Genomic DNA, 14,779 nt, shown 5'->3' on the forward strand with positions numbered 1-14,779 from the left:
AAATAAGACGTTATCCGAAACCACTTAAAGCCGAGGAGATGAATAATGAAAAAGTTTATTGAATACACAGCATATTCGAATTTACCTATATCTAAAGAAGTATTAGAGATAGATTTCTCGACAAGGAAAAATGAAATTGAGCACATATCTATAACTTTTGATAATAAAGAAAACAAGGGAATAGTTATTATCAAAATCGATTTTACGGACGATATTGAATTTGAGCTAGCTAAGAGAATTGCAGAAAAAAAGATTGACCAAATCATAAAAGGAATAATATTTACTAGTGGAATCCAGGTTCATGGAATAGAGCAAACTTTACATAATTTTGCTGAATATAAGAGTGGTTTTAGTGATCATTCAATGGTACTTACTGTTCCGTTTAAATTTAACCTTACCCAGTTAGATGAAATAAAATCTTTGACTAAATCTGATAAGACAAATCACGTTTATTATGATCTGTATCGTCAAGCGATTAATCACGATGATGATTTAGGGAAATTTATGTTTTTGTATAGTCTTTTAATGCTAGTTCTTAAGACTGATTATCAGTCGGAAGTTGATAAATTTATTGTGAAAGCAAAGAAAGATGAAAAAAAATTAAAACAACGATCAACAAAGCTAATTGAACAAAAAGACGGTACTCGCAAGAGAAGTACGAGGCTTGAAACTAGATTTACTTGGTTAAGAAATCAAGTCGGCCACACACAAGAAGATAGCGAAATCACAAAAGCTATCAATGAAATGAAAGATTGTTACAAGGTGCTGAAAGAAATAGTTAAACAAGCTATCAAAGAGAATATATAGTTCAACTATTCAAAGAAAAGTGGCATCGGATAACATAATATTCAAGCAACGGCTCCTCATGGAGCCTTGGTCTGCTGGAAGGATTCCGATGAGGCATTTCAGCAGACAACCCCTTTGGGGTTCATGAATACAGGAACGTTATGTGAAAGTGCCAAATAACTTTTAAAGAGAGGCTAATAATAAATGAACATATCATTAAATAAAGAAGCAAACAGAATAAGAAATCTTACTATGTTTAAAGGTTGTGTGCATAAAGATAGTAAATGCAACGGTATAACTTCTAAAGCCCATTCGATACAAAATAAAAAATATTTAAATAGGATTTCAAATGAAAATGGTGAGGTACTATGTATCGATTTTGGAAAAGTAGGATTAAGCAAAAGGTCAAAATTACATCTTGTTGGAAAAGGCAAAGCTTCTATATTTACTGGTTTTTGTAATCATCATGATCGAGAAATTTTTCAGCCGATTGAACAAAACGAGTACAAAGTAAATGATTTAGAACAAAATTATTTGTTTGCATATCGAGCATTTGCTTTGGCATATTATGAGCGGCATAGCACGTTTGGCTTTATGAAAGAACACTTTGAAATCAAGAAAAAAAGAGGAGAAAATACAGAAGAAATTGAGAAAAAGATTCGTTTTTACAAAAATCATTTGGATTTTATAGAGAGTTTAAAAAATAGCATGAATAACAATTTGGATAATAAGAAATTCGGAAGAATTAGTACGGAAGTTTTAGTGTGGCCACGTAATTATGGAATAGCAGCTACTTCTATGTTTTTTGTAGATAAAGATGTATAAGGGAATATGATAAATAATCCTCTTTATTATATTTCTCCTTTCTTTTTTACTATTATACCTATGGAAGATAGTACAGTTGTTTTAATGAGCTACCTTACAAAAGACAGAAATAGGTATAAATTTTTGAAAGACCAAATTGTCAACACTGAATTAGATCAACAAAAAATTTTGATATCTAATATCCTTGCAATGAACGTAGAGAATTTTTTTATTTCGCCGGAACGGTGGAGCAAAACTCCTGTTGAAATCCAAAAACTGTATACTAATATTTTTGAAAATACTATGGGACGAGAGAAGCCGAGAATAGGTTTTTTCAAAAACTTAAATATCTTTGTAGACATTGATTAATTGTAGGGTACTCATAGCTGTTGACACCTTCACATAACATAATATTCACGCACCGAGCATACGCCCTAGGTCCGGCAGTCGCCGGACACCCAGCATACGCTGGGTCGTGAATACAGGAACGTTAGGCGAGATTTCAGAGAGTAGGATACCTTTTTAATCTTATTTGTTTTTAAAATTATTGAATGGAGTCTGATAGCATGACTGAAACAAGAACAGCAAAGGCATATTGTAGTCATTGTAAAGTTGAAACAAATCATATTTCAATTCAGAATCCATATAAAAGACAAACTGAATATGGTGACGAAATTCAATGGGAAGAATTTTATTACGTAGCAAGATGTATGGGATGTGACACAATCGCTTTCATTCGAGAGTATGGTGATGAAGACATGTGGAACGAAAGCCCTTATATTGATGGTGAAAGAGATTATTATACAACAATTACTGTATACCCTGAAAAACCTAAAGAAGATCCTACACTAAAGGACCCTATCCTAGTAATCCCTGCATTACAATTGAGTCCTAAAGAGTTTGAAAAACTTCCCGAAGATATTCTGGAGTTATATAATCAAATAATTCATGTCTATAATTTGAAATACTACTTGCTGTGTGCATTTGGTTTAAGAACTCTTATTGAAGCAATATGTAAAGAAGTTGGTGTAACAGATGGTACATTGTTTGATGAGAACAAACAGGCTATTTTAAAGAAAGATGGATTAACTAAATGTAAATCTCAAAGTCTTGAAGGAAAAATATACGGTCTTTATGAAAATGACTACATTCTTTGGAGACATGCTTTAATTCTTCAAAAAGTTCGCGATGTTGGGAATTCGGCAGCGCATGAAATAAAAACTCCGACCAAAAAAACAGTGAAAGACAGCATTGGGATAATTGAAAAAGTACTTGAAGACATTTACGATTTAGATAAATACCAAATAATACCTAATAATTAAGATGTTCAAAACATCTCAGACTGTTTTAGGAAGTTTAATTGAATTGAAACCTCGCCTAACATAATATTCAAGCTGCGGCTCCTTACGGAGCCGTGGTCTGTTTGATGAATTTCGAGGAGGAATTACAGCAGACACATCCGACTTTGTCGGACGTCATGAATACAGGAACGTTATGCGAAACCTTTTAAAAATCTAAAGTCAACAATGATGTGAAAAATAAAGAATTTCTTAAAATCATTTATAACTTTAAATCATTAAAGTGAGTCGAGTGAGTTTTATAATTGATTGCGAGCAGAATGAAATAATAGTGGAGGTAATCAAAATGAATTTTCAACTATATGATGAGCTGTTTAACAGAAATAATTACCCTGTATTTTCGCCAAAAGACCATTTGCCTATGGATGATAAAATGTGTGTTTGTCTAAGTGGAGAACTGTACGAAAATTGCTGCAAAAAGGAAGTTGAAGAAGCGGCAATCAATAGAAAAAAAACGCCTTATGTAGATGAAATGCTAGAAGAGATATATTCTAAAAAAGATAAAAAGTTATTAAGTTATATTACAGAAGATAAATCTCTTAATAAAAAGAATATTAGCTACTGCGCTGCTAATAAGGTGTTCGGCGATTGTGACAATAAAAATCATATGAGACGATCTCATACGCTCTCTAGAGGTATTGTTTTAAAGAATCTAAGTGATGGTGAAAAAGTAATTCGATTTAATGACCATAAAGTTATTTTAGGAGAAGGCAAAGACTTTTTGCGTAATGCGATAACACAAAGTGGTTACTCTGAGATTGATATTGAAGATGCAAGCGTCACAGTTTCTTTTTGCAAAAAACACGATGTAGAACTTTTTTCTTCAATTGAAACAGATGGGAATGGGAACTATTCAGGTAGTAATATTCAAAATTTGGAGTATGCCTTAAAGGCGATTAGCTTTGATATATATTACAAAATAATGAATATTAAATTTCTTTCGGAATTGATTAAAGAAACTAAGTATGTTGCTTTTAATCCAACTGGTTCAAAATCCACTTTTTTTCGTGATTATAGCGTACTAGTTAATTCATTATTTGAATTGTATCCTCTTATGCTGAAAGTATTGGAGGAACTCAAGCTACTCTTAAGAGATAACATAGAGCCTAGTTTAGAAACCATATCTTTTGAATTGCCACTAAGTAAAGTGAATTTTTCTCTTTCAGAAATTATGGTTATTGAAGATACAGTTTGTTATGCAAATGTTATCAATGCAGAAAAACCTTATATTATTATTTCTTATTATAAAAATAATGGAAGAATCATTAGTCTTGATAAATTAAAAGAACAATTCGATTTGAATCATTCCAACAAAAGGGGGAAACTCAAGTGTTTATGGCCTCTAATTAAAGGAGAATTTTTAATTAATGCTCAAAACATATATTTTAACAAGAAAGCATTTAAAAAATTCTCAGATGATGTAAAGGTATACCTATACTTGGTTCACAGAGAAGGTACTAAGGATATACCAGATAAAGTAGAAAGCGAATGTGATAAGGAATTAATGAGAATCTTGTATGGTGTGTAGTGAAAGTGAAACTACTGAATGGAACGAGATCTGAAAAGCTAGGGCATCGCATAACATAATATTCACGCTGGGGCATACGCCCTGGGTCCGACATTCGTCGGACACCCGGCATGCGCCGGGTCGTGAATACAGTGAACGTTATACGACAGAATCAGAAGTAATAGAAATAGAAAAAGAGGATCATATGATCCTCTAAATGCTAGAGTTTTTCAATTCACTAAAGAGTTGTAGAGCGTCTTTGAAACCTTGTATGTAGATGCTTCTTTCTAAGATGGATTGGAGAGAAACTTGAGCATCTTCGTACAGAAAAACCGTATGTTGAAGTTGATCGGGTAACGCTTCGCGAAGCGTTCTAAAGTATCGATCTGTCTCCGAAGAAAGCTGATTGTACTCCGTATGGTACTCCAGAAGCTCAGCAAAGAGTAATTCTAAACGTATTCTTATAAGTGGCTCTGTCAATGATTCTAATGCATTAATCATATGATGTTCCTCCTTTAACTAACTTCATAGAGTTATTATATAACCTTGTAGAGTTAATTACAAGGTGAATATTTAACTTTGTAGAGTTAAATCTTTGCTTTTCGTTGATGATTACTGATATGGGAGATAAGATAGAATTATGGAGGGGAAAAGATGACCGTAATCAAGTGCAATATAAGGGAACTCATGGCAGAACATCGAATAGATGATATAACAGAATTGATGGCGAAATCGGGATTGAGTCGGAATTCAATTAATAAGCTATATAGGGAAACGAATATAGAAACAACAAAGCTGGAGACTTTATTCAAGCTTTGCGATACATTTAACTGTAAATTATCTGATTTGATTGAATATCTACCTGGAGATATTCAATAGTGAGGGCAGATTCAAGAAGCGAATCCGTCGTATAACATAATATTCAAGCAGCGGGCTCCTTCGGAGCCTTGGTCTGCGGATGGATTTCGGGGAGTAATTTCAGCAGACAACCCCTTCGGGGTTTATGAATACAGAAACGTTATAGGAAATTGCAAAACCCGAAAATACAAGAGGAGGATATATGTCTAAATTACTAATGGATATAATTCAGGTATCTGCAAATATTGCGATTGTATTAACTTTTATAATTACAATTTATATTTTCAGAGAAAACATCTCTTCCCGAAAAACCTCAATTAGACCTTTGTTGATGCCAGGTAGGGTTAATCAATTTTTTAATGATGATAATTTGTTTGCTGGAAATTACGAATATCCACTGACTGATGATGTAGGAACAACCGCGTTAGTTCATTTTGGAATAAAGAATGCAGGAAAAGGAGTTGCGAAAAATGTAAACGTGCTTAACTTTAGAAGTGAAGAAGAAGAACCTATTGAATTTAGAGTGGGGAACAATTCAATTAGTATACCTGAGGGTGAACATGTACCATTTGTAATTAAAATTGCGAGAAAAGATCCTACTGATTATTACTTCATTACATACAGTACAACGGTTTCTTACGAAGATATTTTCGGGAAAAAATTCTATATAAGTATAAGACTATGGGTTCAAGAAAGTGGCGTAATAGTCATTGAATACAATGATACTCAAATACCACAATGGAAAGAATTTATGACTGTTGTATCAAGAGAAGTTGAGTTAAATGGATTTTTTGAAATGAGGCAATTAGAAGAACGTATCAATGATAATAAAAGAGAGTAAATAAGAACAAGCAACATCCTATAACATAATATTCACGCTGCGGCTCCTTTGGAGCCTTGGTCTGCGGGATGGATTTCGGAGAGGCATTTCGGCAGACAACCCCTTTGGGGTTCATAAATACAGGAACGTTAGGTGAAATCATCGTGAAAGGAAAAGGTGAAGATATTGTCAGACAATAATATTAATACACGAATAATGGATTGGTTAAATTCTCAGGGCTATCCATTAGAGATGAGTGTGGCAGAAGTTTTACTGAACTTAAAATTTAATGTTATTCAATCGGAGTATTTTATTGATGATGAGTCAACTCAACAAAGAGAGATAGATATAGTTGCAAGTCTTCAAAAAGAGATTGGTAATAAACTTGTTAGAATAAGCCTTATAATTGAATGCAAAGTATCGAAAGATAAACCATGGATAATATTTACCTCAGAGAATACAAGATTAGCTCCTCCAGCTAGAATAGCTCAAAGAGCTGGCTCAAGAATTGGAAATATTGTATTGGGAAACTTAGCACATAAAAAAGAAATTCAAGACCTTAATCTATTTAGCTTACCAGAACGCCCCGGTTATGGACTTACACAAGCTTTTACAAACGGGAATGATGTTGCATATAATTCATGTGTTTCGGTTTCTAAAGCAACTAGAGCTATATCAAAAAGTGTAGATTCAAGAAAGAATGATAGATATGTAAGGATCTGTTTGCCTGTAATAGTAATCGACGGTAAACTATTTGAAACTTATTTAAATGAAAGTAATGAGATGTCTGTAATTGAGGTTTCTAAAGGAGTTATGGTATGGAGAAACCCAATTGTTGGGATGCCGCATACTGTAATAAACGTGATTACTAAGGAAGCAATAGATGAGTATTTTTCAAGTGTAAAAACAGACATTATTAAGATCATCGATTTTATAACAAACGACCCATCAATAATTTCTAATGAACCTCAGGTAACTCTTAGAACCGATGACATCACCTAACATTACATTCCTACAACGTCGCGTCCTCGGTCGCCAAGAGGGATTTCGGAGAAGTTAATTCTGGCACACATTCAATCGGCTAAGTTTAACGACCCGTTCCCTATGGTCACTTAAGCCGCTTGAACGTCAGGAATGTGCGAACGTTATGTGAAATTGCAGAAAACTTGATAAGGATGTGTTGCAGGGATGTTACTAAGACATATAAATGAAATTGAAAATACTTTATTACAAATCTCAAGAATTCCCGCAAATGCTGGACATACATTGCATCGGGGAACACCACGAGAAGCATTTATTAGAGAATTTCTTCAGAATCACTTGAGTGAGTTAATTGGGTTTGGTACAGGGGAAATCATAGATTGTAATTCAGAGCCTCGTCAACTGAGAAATCAAATTGACATCCTGCTTTATAAGAAAAATTATCCTAAACTAAACTTTGGGGGAGATATTAACGGTTTTTTTGCTGAATCCGTTGTTGCGACTATAGAAGTGAAATCTCTATTGACGGAGCAGGAACTCATAAGTGCATTTAATTCAATTAGAAACACCAAGAGTTTGCAAAGAAATGTAGTAACAAGTTTTCATACTGGTTATCAGCCACCAGGAATCCTATCAATCATTGTTGCCTATGATGGTCCAGCGAATATGTCTACGATTCATGGTTGGATTAACAACTATGTTAATAATAAAAGGGTTATAATACCCTCAATGCCGTTAACTGGGAACGAAAGGAATCAGATAAGTAGTCCAGTTGCTGATTTAATAGTAGTTTTAGGTAAAGGGGTCATTCAATTCGACAATAGCCCAATCTCCTTTATTAATGATGAAAATCGGCGACAAAACCCAAATGGAAAATGGCTAGTGATGGATAACAATACTGGAAGCTTATTGATGCTCTTTTCTCAGTTAACACTTGCATTATCAGGTGTATCAGCGAATTGGATGGATATGATGCCTTACTTGAGAAATTTCAATTTACCAAATGGTGCCGCAAGGTTTTTAGATTAAGAGATCTCGTGTGCTAATTCTACGATGCCTGCAACTTCACATAACATAATATTCAAGCTGCGACTCCTAACGGAACCTTGGTCTGCGGGAAGGATTTCGGAGAGGAATTTCAGCAGACAACCCTTGTGGGGTTCATGAATACAGGAACGTTATACGACAAAATCTAAATGATATTGTTGAAGAATCAACTTTACAGAAGGAGAAATTATGCAAAAAAACTTAAATGTCGATAAAATTCTTGGAGTAATGTTGAAAGAAATACAAAATGAAACAAGGAAATGGCTAGCTGGCAGACCATGTAGTGAGGAAGCATTTTTAAACAGACTTACTGAGGTTTTAGCAAAGACGAGAAGGAATTGCGATGTAGGAAATACTGAAGTTTATAAAGTAGAGGTTAAACAGTATATTTTACATAGAAAAGGTAAAAATCAAACGGATAAATATGGCTCAGATCTAGCAGTTACAATTTCTATCCCAGACCTCAAATTCTCAAAAACATCGTTGCTCCAATTAAAAAAAAGTGAAAATTATAAGGCACAACTTTTGCGAGACCAAATACAACAAGCATCACAATTCGAACCCATCAAGCAAAGAAGTTTTGTAATGACAGTAGATGAATCACGAGGCGGCATTAAAGTCAATTCTATTACTAATATTGAGAAGGATATACCTATTGGACAAACTAGTAAGACTTTTGAATGTGAAGAGTGGGATACACTTTCAGAATGGATTATTAAATGGATGAGTTGTAAAGTAGGAGCTGGAAATAAGGCTAATGATCCAATGCCTATTGAAAAATTATTAGAAAAGCAAATTATAAATGATGGTGAGATTGACCAACTTGAACTTGATGATATTTATGATTCAAATGAACTTAAATTACCCGAAGATTTCTTTTTAACTAAGAGTTGGATAAAGTATACTTTTAGAAAAGAATGACTCCAAAAATAGAGTTAAAGAAAAAAAGAATATGTTAGTCAATCAGAGAAGGGATTCTGTCGTATAACATAATATTCAAGTAGCGGCTCCTAACGGAGTCTTGGTCTGCGGGAAGGATTTCGTGGAAGCAGATTCAGCAGACACATCCGACATTCGTCGGACGTCGTGAATACAGGAACGTTATACAACAGAATCAAAGTTAAAGAAAGGGAGAATTACATCATGAAAAATGTAGCTATAGTAATAGCAGTATCAGATTACGAAAATATCACGCCACTACCAGGGTGTAAAAATGATTATAAACTTATATCAGATATTTTAAAGGCAACAAATAAATACACAGATGTTTTAGAAATATATGAAAAAACCGATTCTCTGAATGTAAAAGAAAGTTTAACGAGTTTCTTCTCTGGTATAAGAGAGGAAGAGATTGGGGAACTTTTCTTTTACTACACTGGACATGGAACTTATGATGGGGAAGAGGAGGATCTTAGATTTGTTCTAACAGACTATTCAAAAGAAAAATATAATACAACTACTCTTTCAAATAATTTTATTGATCAACAGATTAGAGGAGTTGATCCAAAATTAACTGTAAAAGTAGTTGATGCATGTAATTCCGGAATACCTTATATCAAAGGAGATTTAGAAGTTACTCAAATCTTCGAACAAGAAAAAGCAATTAGTAATTTGTACTTTATGTTCTCTTCTCATAGCCATCAGTCTTCCTATGTAGATACGATTAGTCATTTTACAAAAAGTTTTGCTGAAGCCATCTTAAATTACAAAGGAAATGAAATCAGCTATGCAAGCATTATAGAATACATTAAAGATAAATTTGCTCAGTCAAGTAAGCAAACTCCTTATTTTGTTACTCAAGGCACTATGAGTGATATTTTTTGTAATATTACAGATATCATAAAAAATATTGATATAAAAAAATATGAAAAACAAATTCTTGATTATAAAAAAGAAGAAACTTCATTGACTGAAGCAATTAAAAGATTATCTAAATCATATTCATCTAAAGATGAGATTGATAAGATTTTAAGTGAGATGAAAGAAGCATTTGCTGAAATAATTAATATTGACTTTCTTGCAGAGATATTTTCTTTAGATGTTATTGAAGTATCAAATTATACAGAAATTTTAGACATAGATGCAGTAGCTAGGTGGATTGATAAAAATCCTAATGATTATTTTATTGAAGTAGAGAAAGAAGAGATCAGTAATAGTAACAATATTTATAATAATATTTATGGAAATCTCATTCCAAATTTGTTTAAGCCAAAAGTTGAGTTTACAGGTATTTCTACAAGGTTGAATACTACTTTTGACTCTCTTAAAATAAAATTAAATCCAAGTTATCCGGCAACTTTCCCTTACCAATGTAATGTGGTTTTTTTAATTTCACGTTATAAGATTACCGTTTTTTATAAATTCATCACGTATCATGAAACTGGATGGGAAATATATGAATATGGTGATAGAAGTAAATGGAAGTATTTCGATTTGAGATATGCCAATAAAAGTGAAGGAATGAAAAGAATTAAGAAAATCAATAATGAATTTTTTGAATATATTAAAAGCAGTATACAAGCACGCTTGGAAGTACAAAATTCCTCGAATAAACATGATTAAATGATTCTGAAAGTTAAATAGGTTAGAGCGTTGAAAAAATATAAATGAGGCCTAATCGAAGAAGTAATTCCGTCGTATAACATAATATTCAAGCAGCGGCTCCTGAGGGAGCCTTGATCTGCGGGAAGGATTTCGAAGAGGAATTTCAGCAGACAACCCCTTCGGGGTTCATGACTATAGAAACGTTATATGAAATCCTAAAAAATGAGAGGAACAGAAATGACAACACAATTTAATTTTAATAAATTGAATAACATTTATGCAGAGGCTATCGCATCGGATGATAAAACATTAATCTTTGAAACCCAAGTTGGAAAAGGAAGATTCTTATTTATGATGTTTTTATCAGATGAAGACAAAGATTCAAAAGACAAATTATTTATATATCTGAGAAACACCAACCTTATAAAGCCTGTAAAGGTATATGGTAACCATAGTAAAGGTCAGTTTGAAGTATATATAAAAGATGAATTGAAAGAAGTTCTGATAAAGGAATTACAGCTAAATTCAAGTTCAGGTTCTTTTGATTTTAAGAACTTTCTTGAACAGCTTAATAGTAGCATTCCTCAAAGCATAAATCGTGACAACAAAATTACTGAATTAAGAAAAAGTAGAAGCATAATAAGCGAGTTAAAAGTAGTAGATGAAGCTGATAAAACAGTGTTAAAGCACGAAGTGAAACTTCCTGAAAACAAAAAGCCTCAAGATAAAACTTTAAGAAAATTATATGTTTATACTGATGGAGCTGTTGAAGATATAGCCGAGTTAATTCAACTGCTCAAGAAATTTAATATGACTGTGGCATGGACAACAAAAGACAAAGAAAATAACACTTCAAGTGTAAAAGCATTGTTGGGTAAGCTAAACAACTAAACGGACTTCATATAACATAATATTCACGCTGCGAGCCTACGCCCTGGGTCCGGCATTCGCCACCCAGCCTACGCTGGGTCGTGAATACAGGAACGTTAAGTGAAATTCCGAGGCAAAATTGAAAGGAAGCTAAAGGATGATTGATGGAGATCAAATAAGTGAATTTGAGACTGCAAAAAAGTATCAAGAAGCCTTTTTGTCAATGAAAAGTGAGTGGGACAAAGGAAAGCGTGACTTGAGTATATGCTTGAATTTAGGTTTTATATCCTGGTATCTGAGCGTCGAATCTGGAAATACGTTTATTACTCAGGGGCTTAATGATAACGATTATGAAATCATTGAATTGACATTAAGCGAAGTTACAGAAGAAGGGATACGTAATTTCTCGACAGAGACGCAGTTTTTATTGATTTTCGGTTACATGATCACTTTGTTTCCTCATCATTTTGGAGACTATGAGCATTGGGAAAGCATAGGGAAAAACATGCTTTCAAAAGCATACGAGCTGGAACCAAGTGATCCAATAATTGAAATGGTTTTTCTTGCGGACAATATGAGAAGTGAAGGTTATAGAAATGCTTGTTTAAGATCTAAAGAACATATTAAAGACAGATTTAAGAATAAAGGATTAATGGATAAATATTTTCAAGACGTATTTGATAGGTAATTCAGAGGAAGATCACTTAACATAATATTCACGCTGCGGACATTCGTCCTTGGTCCGGCAGGAGCCGGACACCTCAGCATATGCTGAGGTCGTGAATACAGGAACGTTATCTGAAAGACTAGCATTTAAGAAAACAGGTGAATAGAATGCCATTAATTCATGAGTTTCTTATAGCTCCTAAAATTGGCTTTGAATTAAATCAAATTGTTAGGAATAACAATGGGAGAATTAATAAAAGAAAATCAGGTATCGATTATTTAGTTGAATTAGATGATGAACTCTTTCAGTATTTTTCAGATACATTAAAGTGGATACCAAATGAAACTGAAAATAGATTCGGTTTGAATTACTGTGGGTTAACAGTTATGTATTCAAATGGAGCGAGTGTACTAAAGAAAATTATTACAGGTTGGTATGAGATATTTAAAAATGCTCCAAATGAAATAAAGTTAACAGGGAATTATTTTTGGAGAGACCAAATCGATAAAGGTGAATATGAAAAAATTGAAGTAAGAAAAGCTAATTTATTAAAAATTCTCTCTGAACTAATTACCTTATGTAATCTAGTTGAAGATAATGACGACTTAATAATATTAAATCTAGGGATTTGACACTTTGAAAGAAGTTCTAGTAAGTTATTAGGTGTCAAGCACAGAAGCATATTCAGATAACACACGACCTGACCTAAGATAAGCTATCTAGGGTCAGGTCACGTCATAGAGGCGGAACCGTTAGATGAAAGCACCCAGATAAATAAAACCATCTAAAAAGGATAAGAAGAAAAAATGATAAAGTCTATTAGTATTGATGAATGGAATGGGACCACATTCAATGAAGAAATAGTTATGAATCCTACGTGGGCAGACACTTTAAGTTTTTTAAAAAAACTCGATGGAGATAAATTTACATTAGTTTTTTTTGAGGTATCAGATACAGATTCAGATTCAGCATTGGTTGGAGGCGGACCGGAATATTTTATAGTGTCTATTACAATTGATGGTAATATATATACTCTTATGAACGATAAACAGGGGAACAGAGAAATTCTTCTGGTTGCTGGTGGTCAGTTAGGCAATTATTGCGATAACATTTGTATAGAATTAATTCCTATGCTTGAAGTAATAAAGTATTATTATGAAACTGGAAAACTACTCGAAACACATAAATGGAAACAAGAATAATAATTACTTTCAATGCAACTCTAAGAAGTGGGTGACACATCATCTAACATCGCATTCAACGCAGCGGTCGGGACAAGCCCAACCCTTGGCCCGGAAGAGGCGTTTCGGAGGAGCGGATTCACCGGACACATTCGACCTGTTAAGTCTGACGAGTATTCCCAATGGTCACCTTAAACTGCTTGAACTTCAGGAATGCCCAACGTTATGTGAAATCAACGAAATTATTTAAGAGGTAAACATGGGTGTGACCGCTTGGCACTTTTTCTTACTCCACGTGCAAGTTGCAATAAAATGAACATGAAGTAGACGGAGCTGAGTGTCTACTTCATGTTCGCTTAAATTTTAAAAACTGAATTACAGATGGATCAATGGATCTTTGGAGGTTCAGAATTCATCCTATCGTTAAGCTGGGTCACAAAAACACCTTCGTTCGGGCCAGGGTTATTTCGAAACATTTTCGCTTCTTCCACCAGAACTTCGTCTGTATCTGTACCAAGTATCTTTATTGTTGCATCAATGAATGAAGCAAGTGGCATCGCACGCGGTTCATCGTTGTTGCTTTGAACCCATAGGGGCACAATTTCTATTACTTTGACCGATGTGTCTTTAAGCATGTACCTTTGGGACAGCGTATAGGTATGAAGTGCTGCCTTCGTCGCGGAATATACAGCAGTTGTTGCTAACGGTACAAATCCAAGTATTGAAGTCGTGTTGATGACGACCGCTTCTTCTTTGGACTTCAAATGCTCGATGAATGCAGAAGTCAACCGAATGGGACCTAGCAAGTTTGTAGTGACAGTCGAAATCAAAACATCCTCATCGATCACACCCGCCGCGTCATCGGACTGTATGATGCCAGCGTTGTTAATCAAGACATTAACATCCGGGTATTCTTCGATTAACTGCTTGGCGACCGCCTTTATGCTGGCAGGATCTTGTACATTCAATTCCACTGCGGACATGCCGGGATTCGCTTTGATCGTCTCCTCCAGACGCTCTTTACGTCGACCGGAGATAATAACTTTGTTTCCAAGATTGTGGAGAGCTTCTGCTAACGCACGTCCAATTCCCGAACCGCCGCCTGTAATAAAAATCGTGTTTCCTGTAAGTTTCAATTTTTAAACCCTCCTAATTCAATGTAAATTAAATTATCCAAACATTGTAAAACAATAGCTTTCATGAGTATGGCTCCTCTAAAATTGAACATATGTTGAATCATCAACATAAATTTTATAAAGTGAATGTATCAGAGCGGTATATGGGGTTCAATGGTTAAAACAAGCGTGGTTGTTGATTCTTCAACAGAGGACTTCGAAGTGTTCATTTTTTCGGATG

General features: G+C 34.1%; 17 protein-coding genes. 15 read left to right on the forward strand and 2 right to left on the reverse strand.

Annotated elements, in window-relative coordinates:
• Positions 1–45 precede the first annotated feature (45 nt).
• The 5 genes from NLX73_RS01375 (at position 46) to NLX73_RS01395 (ending at position 4,476) form a co-directional block, all read left to right on the forward strand.
• The gene (locus NLX73_RS01375) at positions 46–807 is read left to right on the forward strand and encodes a hypothetical protein (protein ID WP_254325183.1); all 762 of its coding nucleotides are present in this window, start codon (positions 46–48) and stop codon (positions 805–807) included.
• Between the two features lie 183 nt (positions 808–990).
• A complete protein-coding gene (locus NLX73_RS01380; protein WP_254325184.1) occupies positions 991–1,611 on the forward strand; it encodes a hypothetical protein in 621 nt (206 codons plus the stop codon).
• A gap of 6 nt (positions 1,612–1,617) precedes the next feature.
• A complete protein-coding gene (locus NLX73_RS01385; RefSeq protein ID WP_254325185.1) occupies positions 1,618–1,959 on the forward strand; it encodes a hypothetical protein in 342 nt (113 codons plus the stop codon).
• 197 nt (positions 1,960–2,156) lie between these two features.
• Entirely contained in the window at positions 2,157–2,912 is a 756-nt protein-coding gene (locus NLX73_RS01390; protein ID WP_254325186.1) for a DUF4145 domain-containing protein, read from the forward strand.
• Between the two features lie 322 nt (positions 2,913–3,234).
• Positions 3,235–4,476 carry a hypothetical protein gene (locus NLX73_RS01395; RefSeq protein WP_254325187.1) on the forward strand — a complete coding sequence of 414 codons (1,242 nt, stop codon included), beginning with the start codon at positions 3,235–3,237 and terminating at the stop codon, positions 4,474–4,476.
• A gap of 192 nt (positions 4,477–4,668) precedes the next feature.
• On the opposite strand, the gene NLX73_RS01400 is transcribed toward NLX73_RS01395, so the two are convergent.
• Positions 4,669–4,956, reverse strand: coding sequence for a DUF6809 family protein (locus NLX73_RS01400; protein ID WP_179033033.1), 288 nt, complete (start codon positions 4,954–4,956; stop codon positions 4,669–4,671).
• A gap of 153 nt (positions 4,957–5,109) precedes the next feature.
• Here NLX73_RS01400 and NLX73_RS01405 point away from each other — a divergent pair, with 153 nt between their 5' ends.
• The 10 genes from NLX73_RS01405 to NLX73_RS01450 all read left to right on the forward strand — a co-directional run bounded on the left by NLX73_RS01405 (position 5,110) and on the right by NLX73_RS01450 (position 13,444).
• Positions 5,110–5,334 carry a helix-turn-helix domain-containing protein gene (locus NLX73_RS01405; RefSeq protein ID WP_254325188.1) on the forward strand — a complete coding sequence of 75 codons (225 nt, stop codon included), beginning with the start codon at positions 5,110–5,112 and terminating at the stop codon, positions 5,332–5,334.
• Positions 5,335–5,515: 181 nt separating this feature from the next.
• Positions 5,516–6,154, forward strand: a complete 639-nt coding sequence (locus NLX73_RS01410) for a COG1361 family protein (protein WP_254325189.1) — start codon at positions 5,516–5,518, stop codon at positions 6,152–6,154.
• 165 nt (positions 6,155–6,319) lie between these two features.
• On the forward strand, positions 6,320–7,135 hold the full coding sequence (locus tag NLX73_RS01415; RefSeq protein ID WP_220029944.1) for a hypothetical protein: 816 nt from the start codon (positions 6,320–6,322) through the stop codon (positions 7,133–7,135).
• Between the two features lie 186 nt (positions 7,136–7,321).
• A complete protein-coding gene (locus NLX73_RS01420; RefSeq protein WP_254325190.1) occupies positions 7,322–8,143 on the forward strand; it encodes a DUF6602 domain-containing protein in 822 nt (273 codons plus the stop codon).
• Positions 8,144–8,350: 207 nt separating this feature from the next.
• On the forward strand, positions 8,351–9,082 hold the full coding sequence (locus tag NLX73_RS01425) for a hypothetical protein (RefSeq protein WP_220029942.1): 732 nt from the start codon (positions 8,351–8,353) through the stop codon (positions 9,080–9,082).
• Between the two features lie 222 nt (positions 9,083–9,304).
• The gene (locus NLX73_RS01430) at positions 9,305–10,723 is read left to right on the forward strand and encodes a caspase family protein (RefSeq protein WP_254325191.1); all 1,419 of its coding nucleotides are present in this window, start codon (positions 9,305–9,307) and stop codon (positions 10,721–10,723) included.
• Positions 10,724–10,942: 219 nt separating this feature from the next.
• Positions 10,943–11,596, forward strand: a complete 654-nt coding sequence (locus NLX73_RS01435) for a hypothetical protein (protein WP_209943039.1) — start codon at positions 10,943–10,945, stop codon at positions 11,594–11,596.
• Between the two features lie 136 nt (positions 11,597–11,732).
• Complete coding sequence (locus NLX73_RS01440; protein WP_254325192.1) at positions 11,733–12,263, forward strand: hypothetical protein; 531 nt, start codon at positions 11,733–11,735, stop codon at positions 12,261–12,263.
• A 146-nt stretch (positions 12,264–12,409) separates the two neighbouring features.
• On the forward strand, positions 12,410–12,874 hold the full coding sequence (locus NLX73_RS01445; protein WP_254325193.1) for a hypothetical protein: 465 nt from the start codon (positions 12,410–12,412) through the stop codon (positions 12,872–12,874).
• 174 nt (positions 12,875–13,048) lie between these two features.
• Positions 13,049–13,444, forward strand: coding sequence for a hypothetical protein (locus tag NLX73_RS01450; RefSeq protein ID WP_254325194.1), 396 nt, complete (start codon positions 13,049–13,051; stop codon positions 13,442–13,444).
• Between the two features lie 365 nt (positions 13,445–13,809).
• Here NLX73_RS01450 and NLX73_RS01455 read toward each other — a convergent pair whose 3' ends face one another.
• Positions 13,810–14,559, reverse strand: a complete 750-nt coding sequence (locus NLX73_RS01455; RefSeq protein ID WP_254325195.1) for an SDR family oxidoreductase — start codon at positions 14,557–14,559, stop codon at positions 13,810–13,812.
• Positions 14,560–14,779 lie beyond the last annotated feature (220 nt).

This window comes from Paenibacillus sp. CH40 (assembly GCF_024213605.1).
In the GTDB taxonomy this organism is placed as follows: Bacteria; Bacillota; Bacilli; order Paenibacillales; family Paenibacillaceae; genus Paenibacillus; species Paenibacillus polymyxa_B.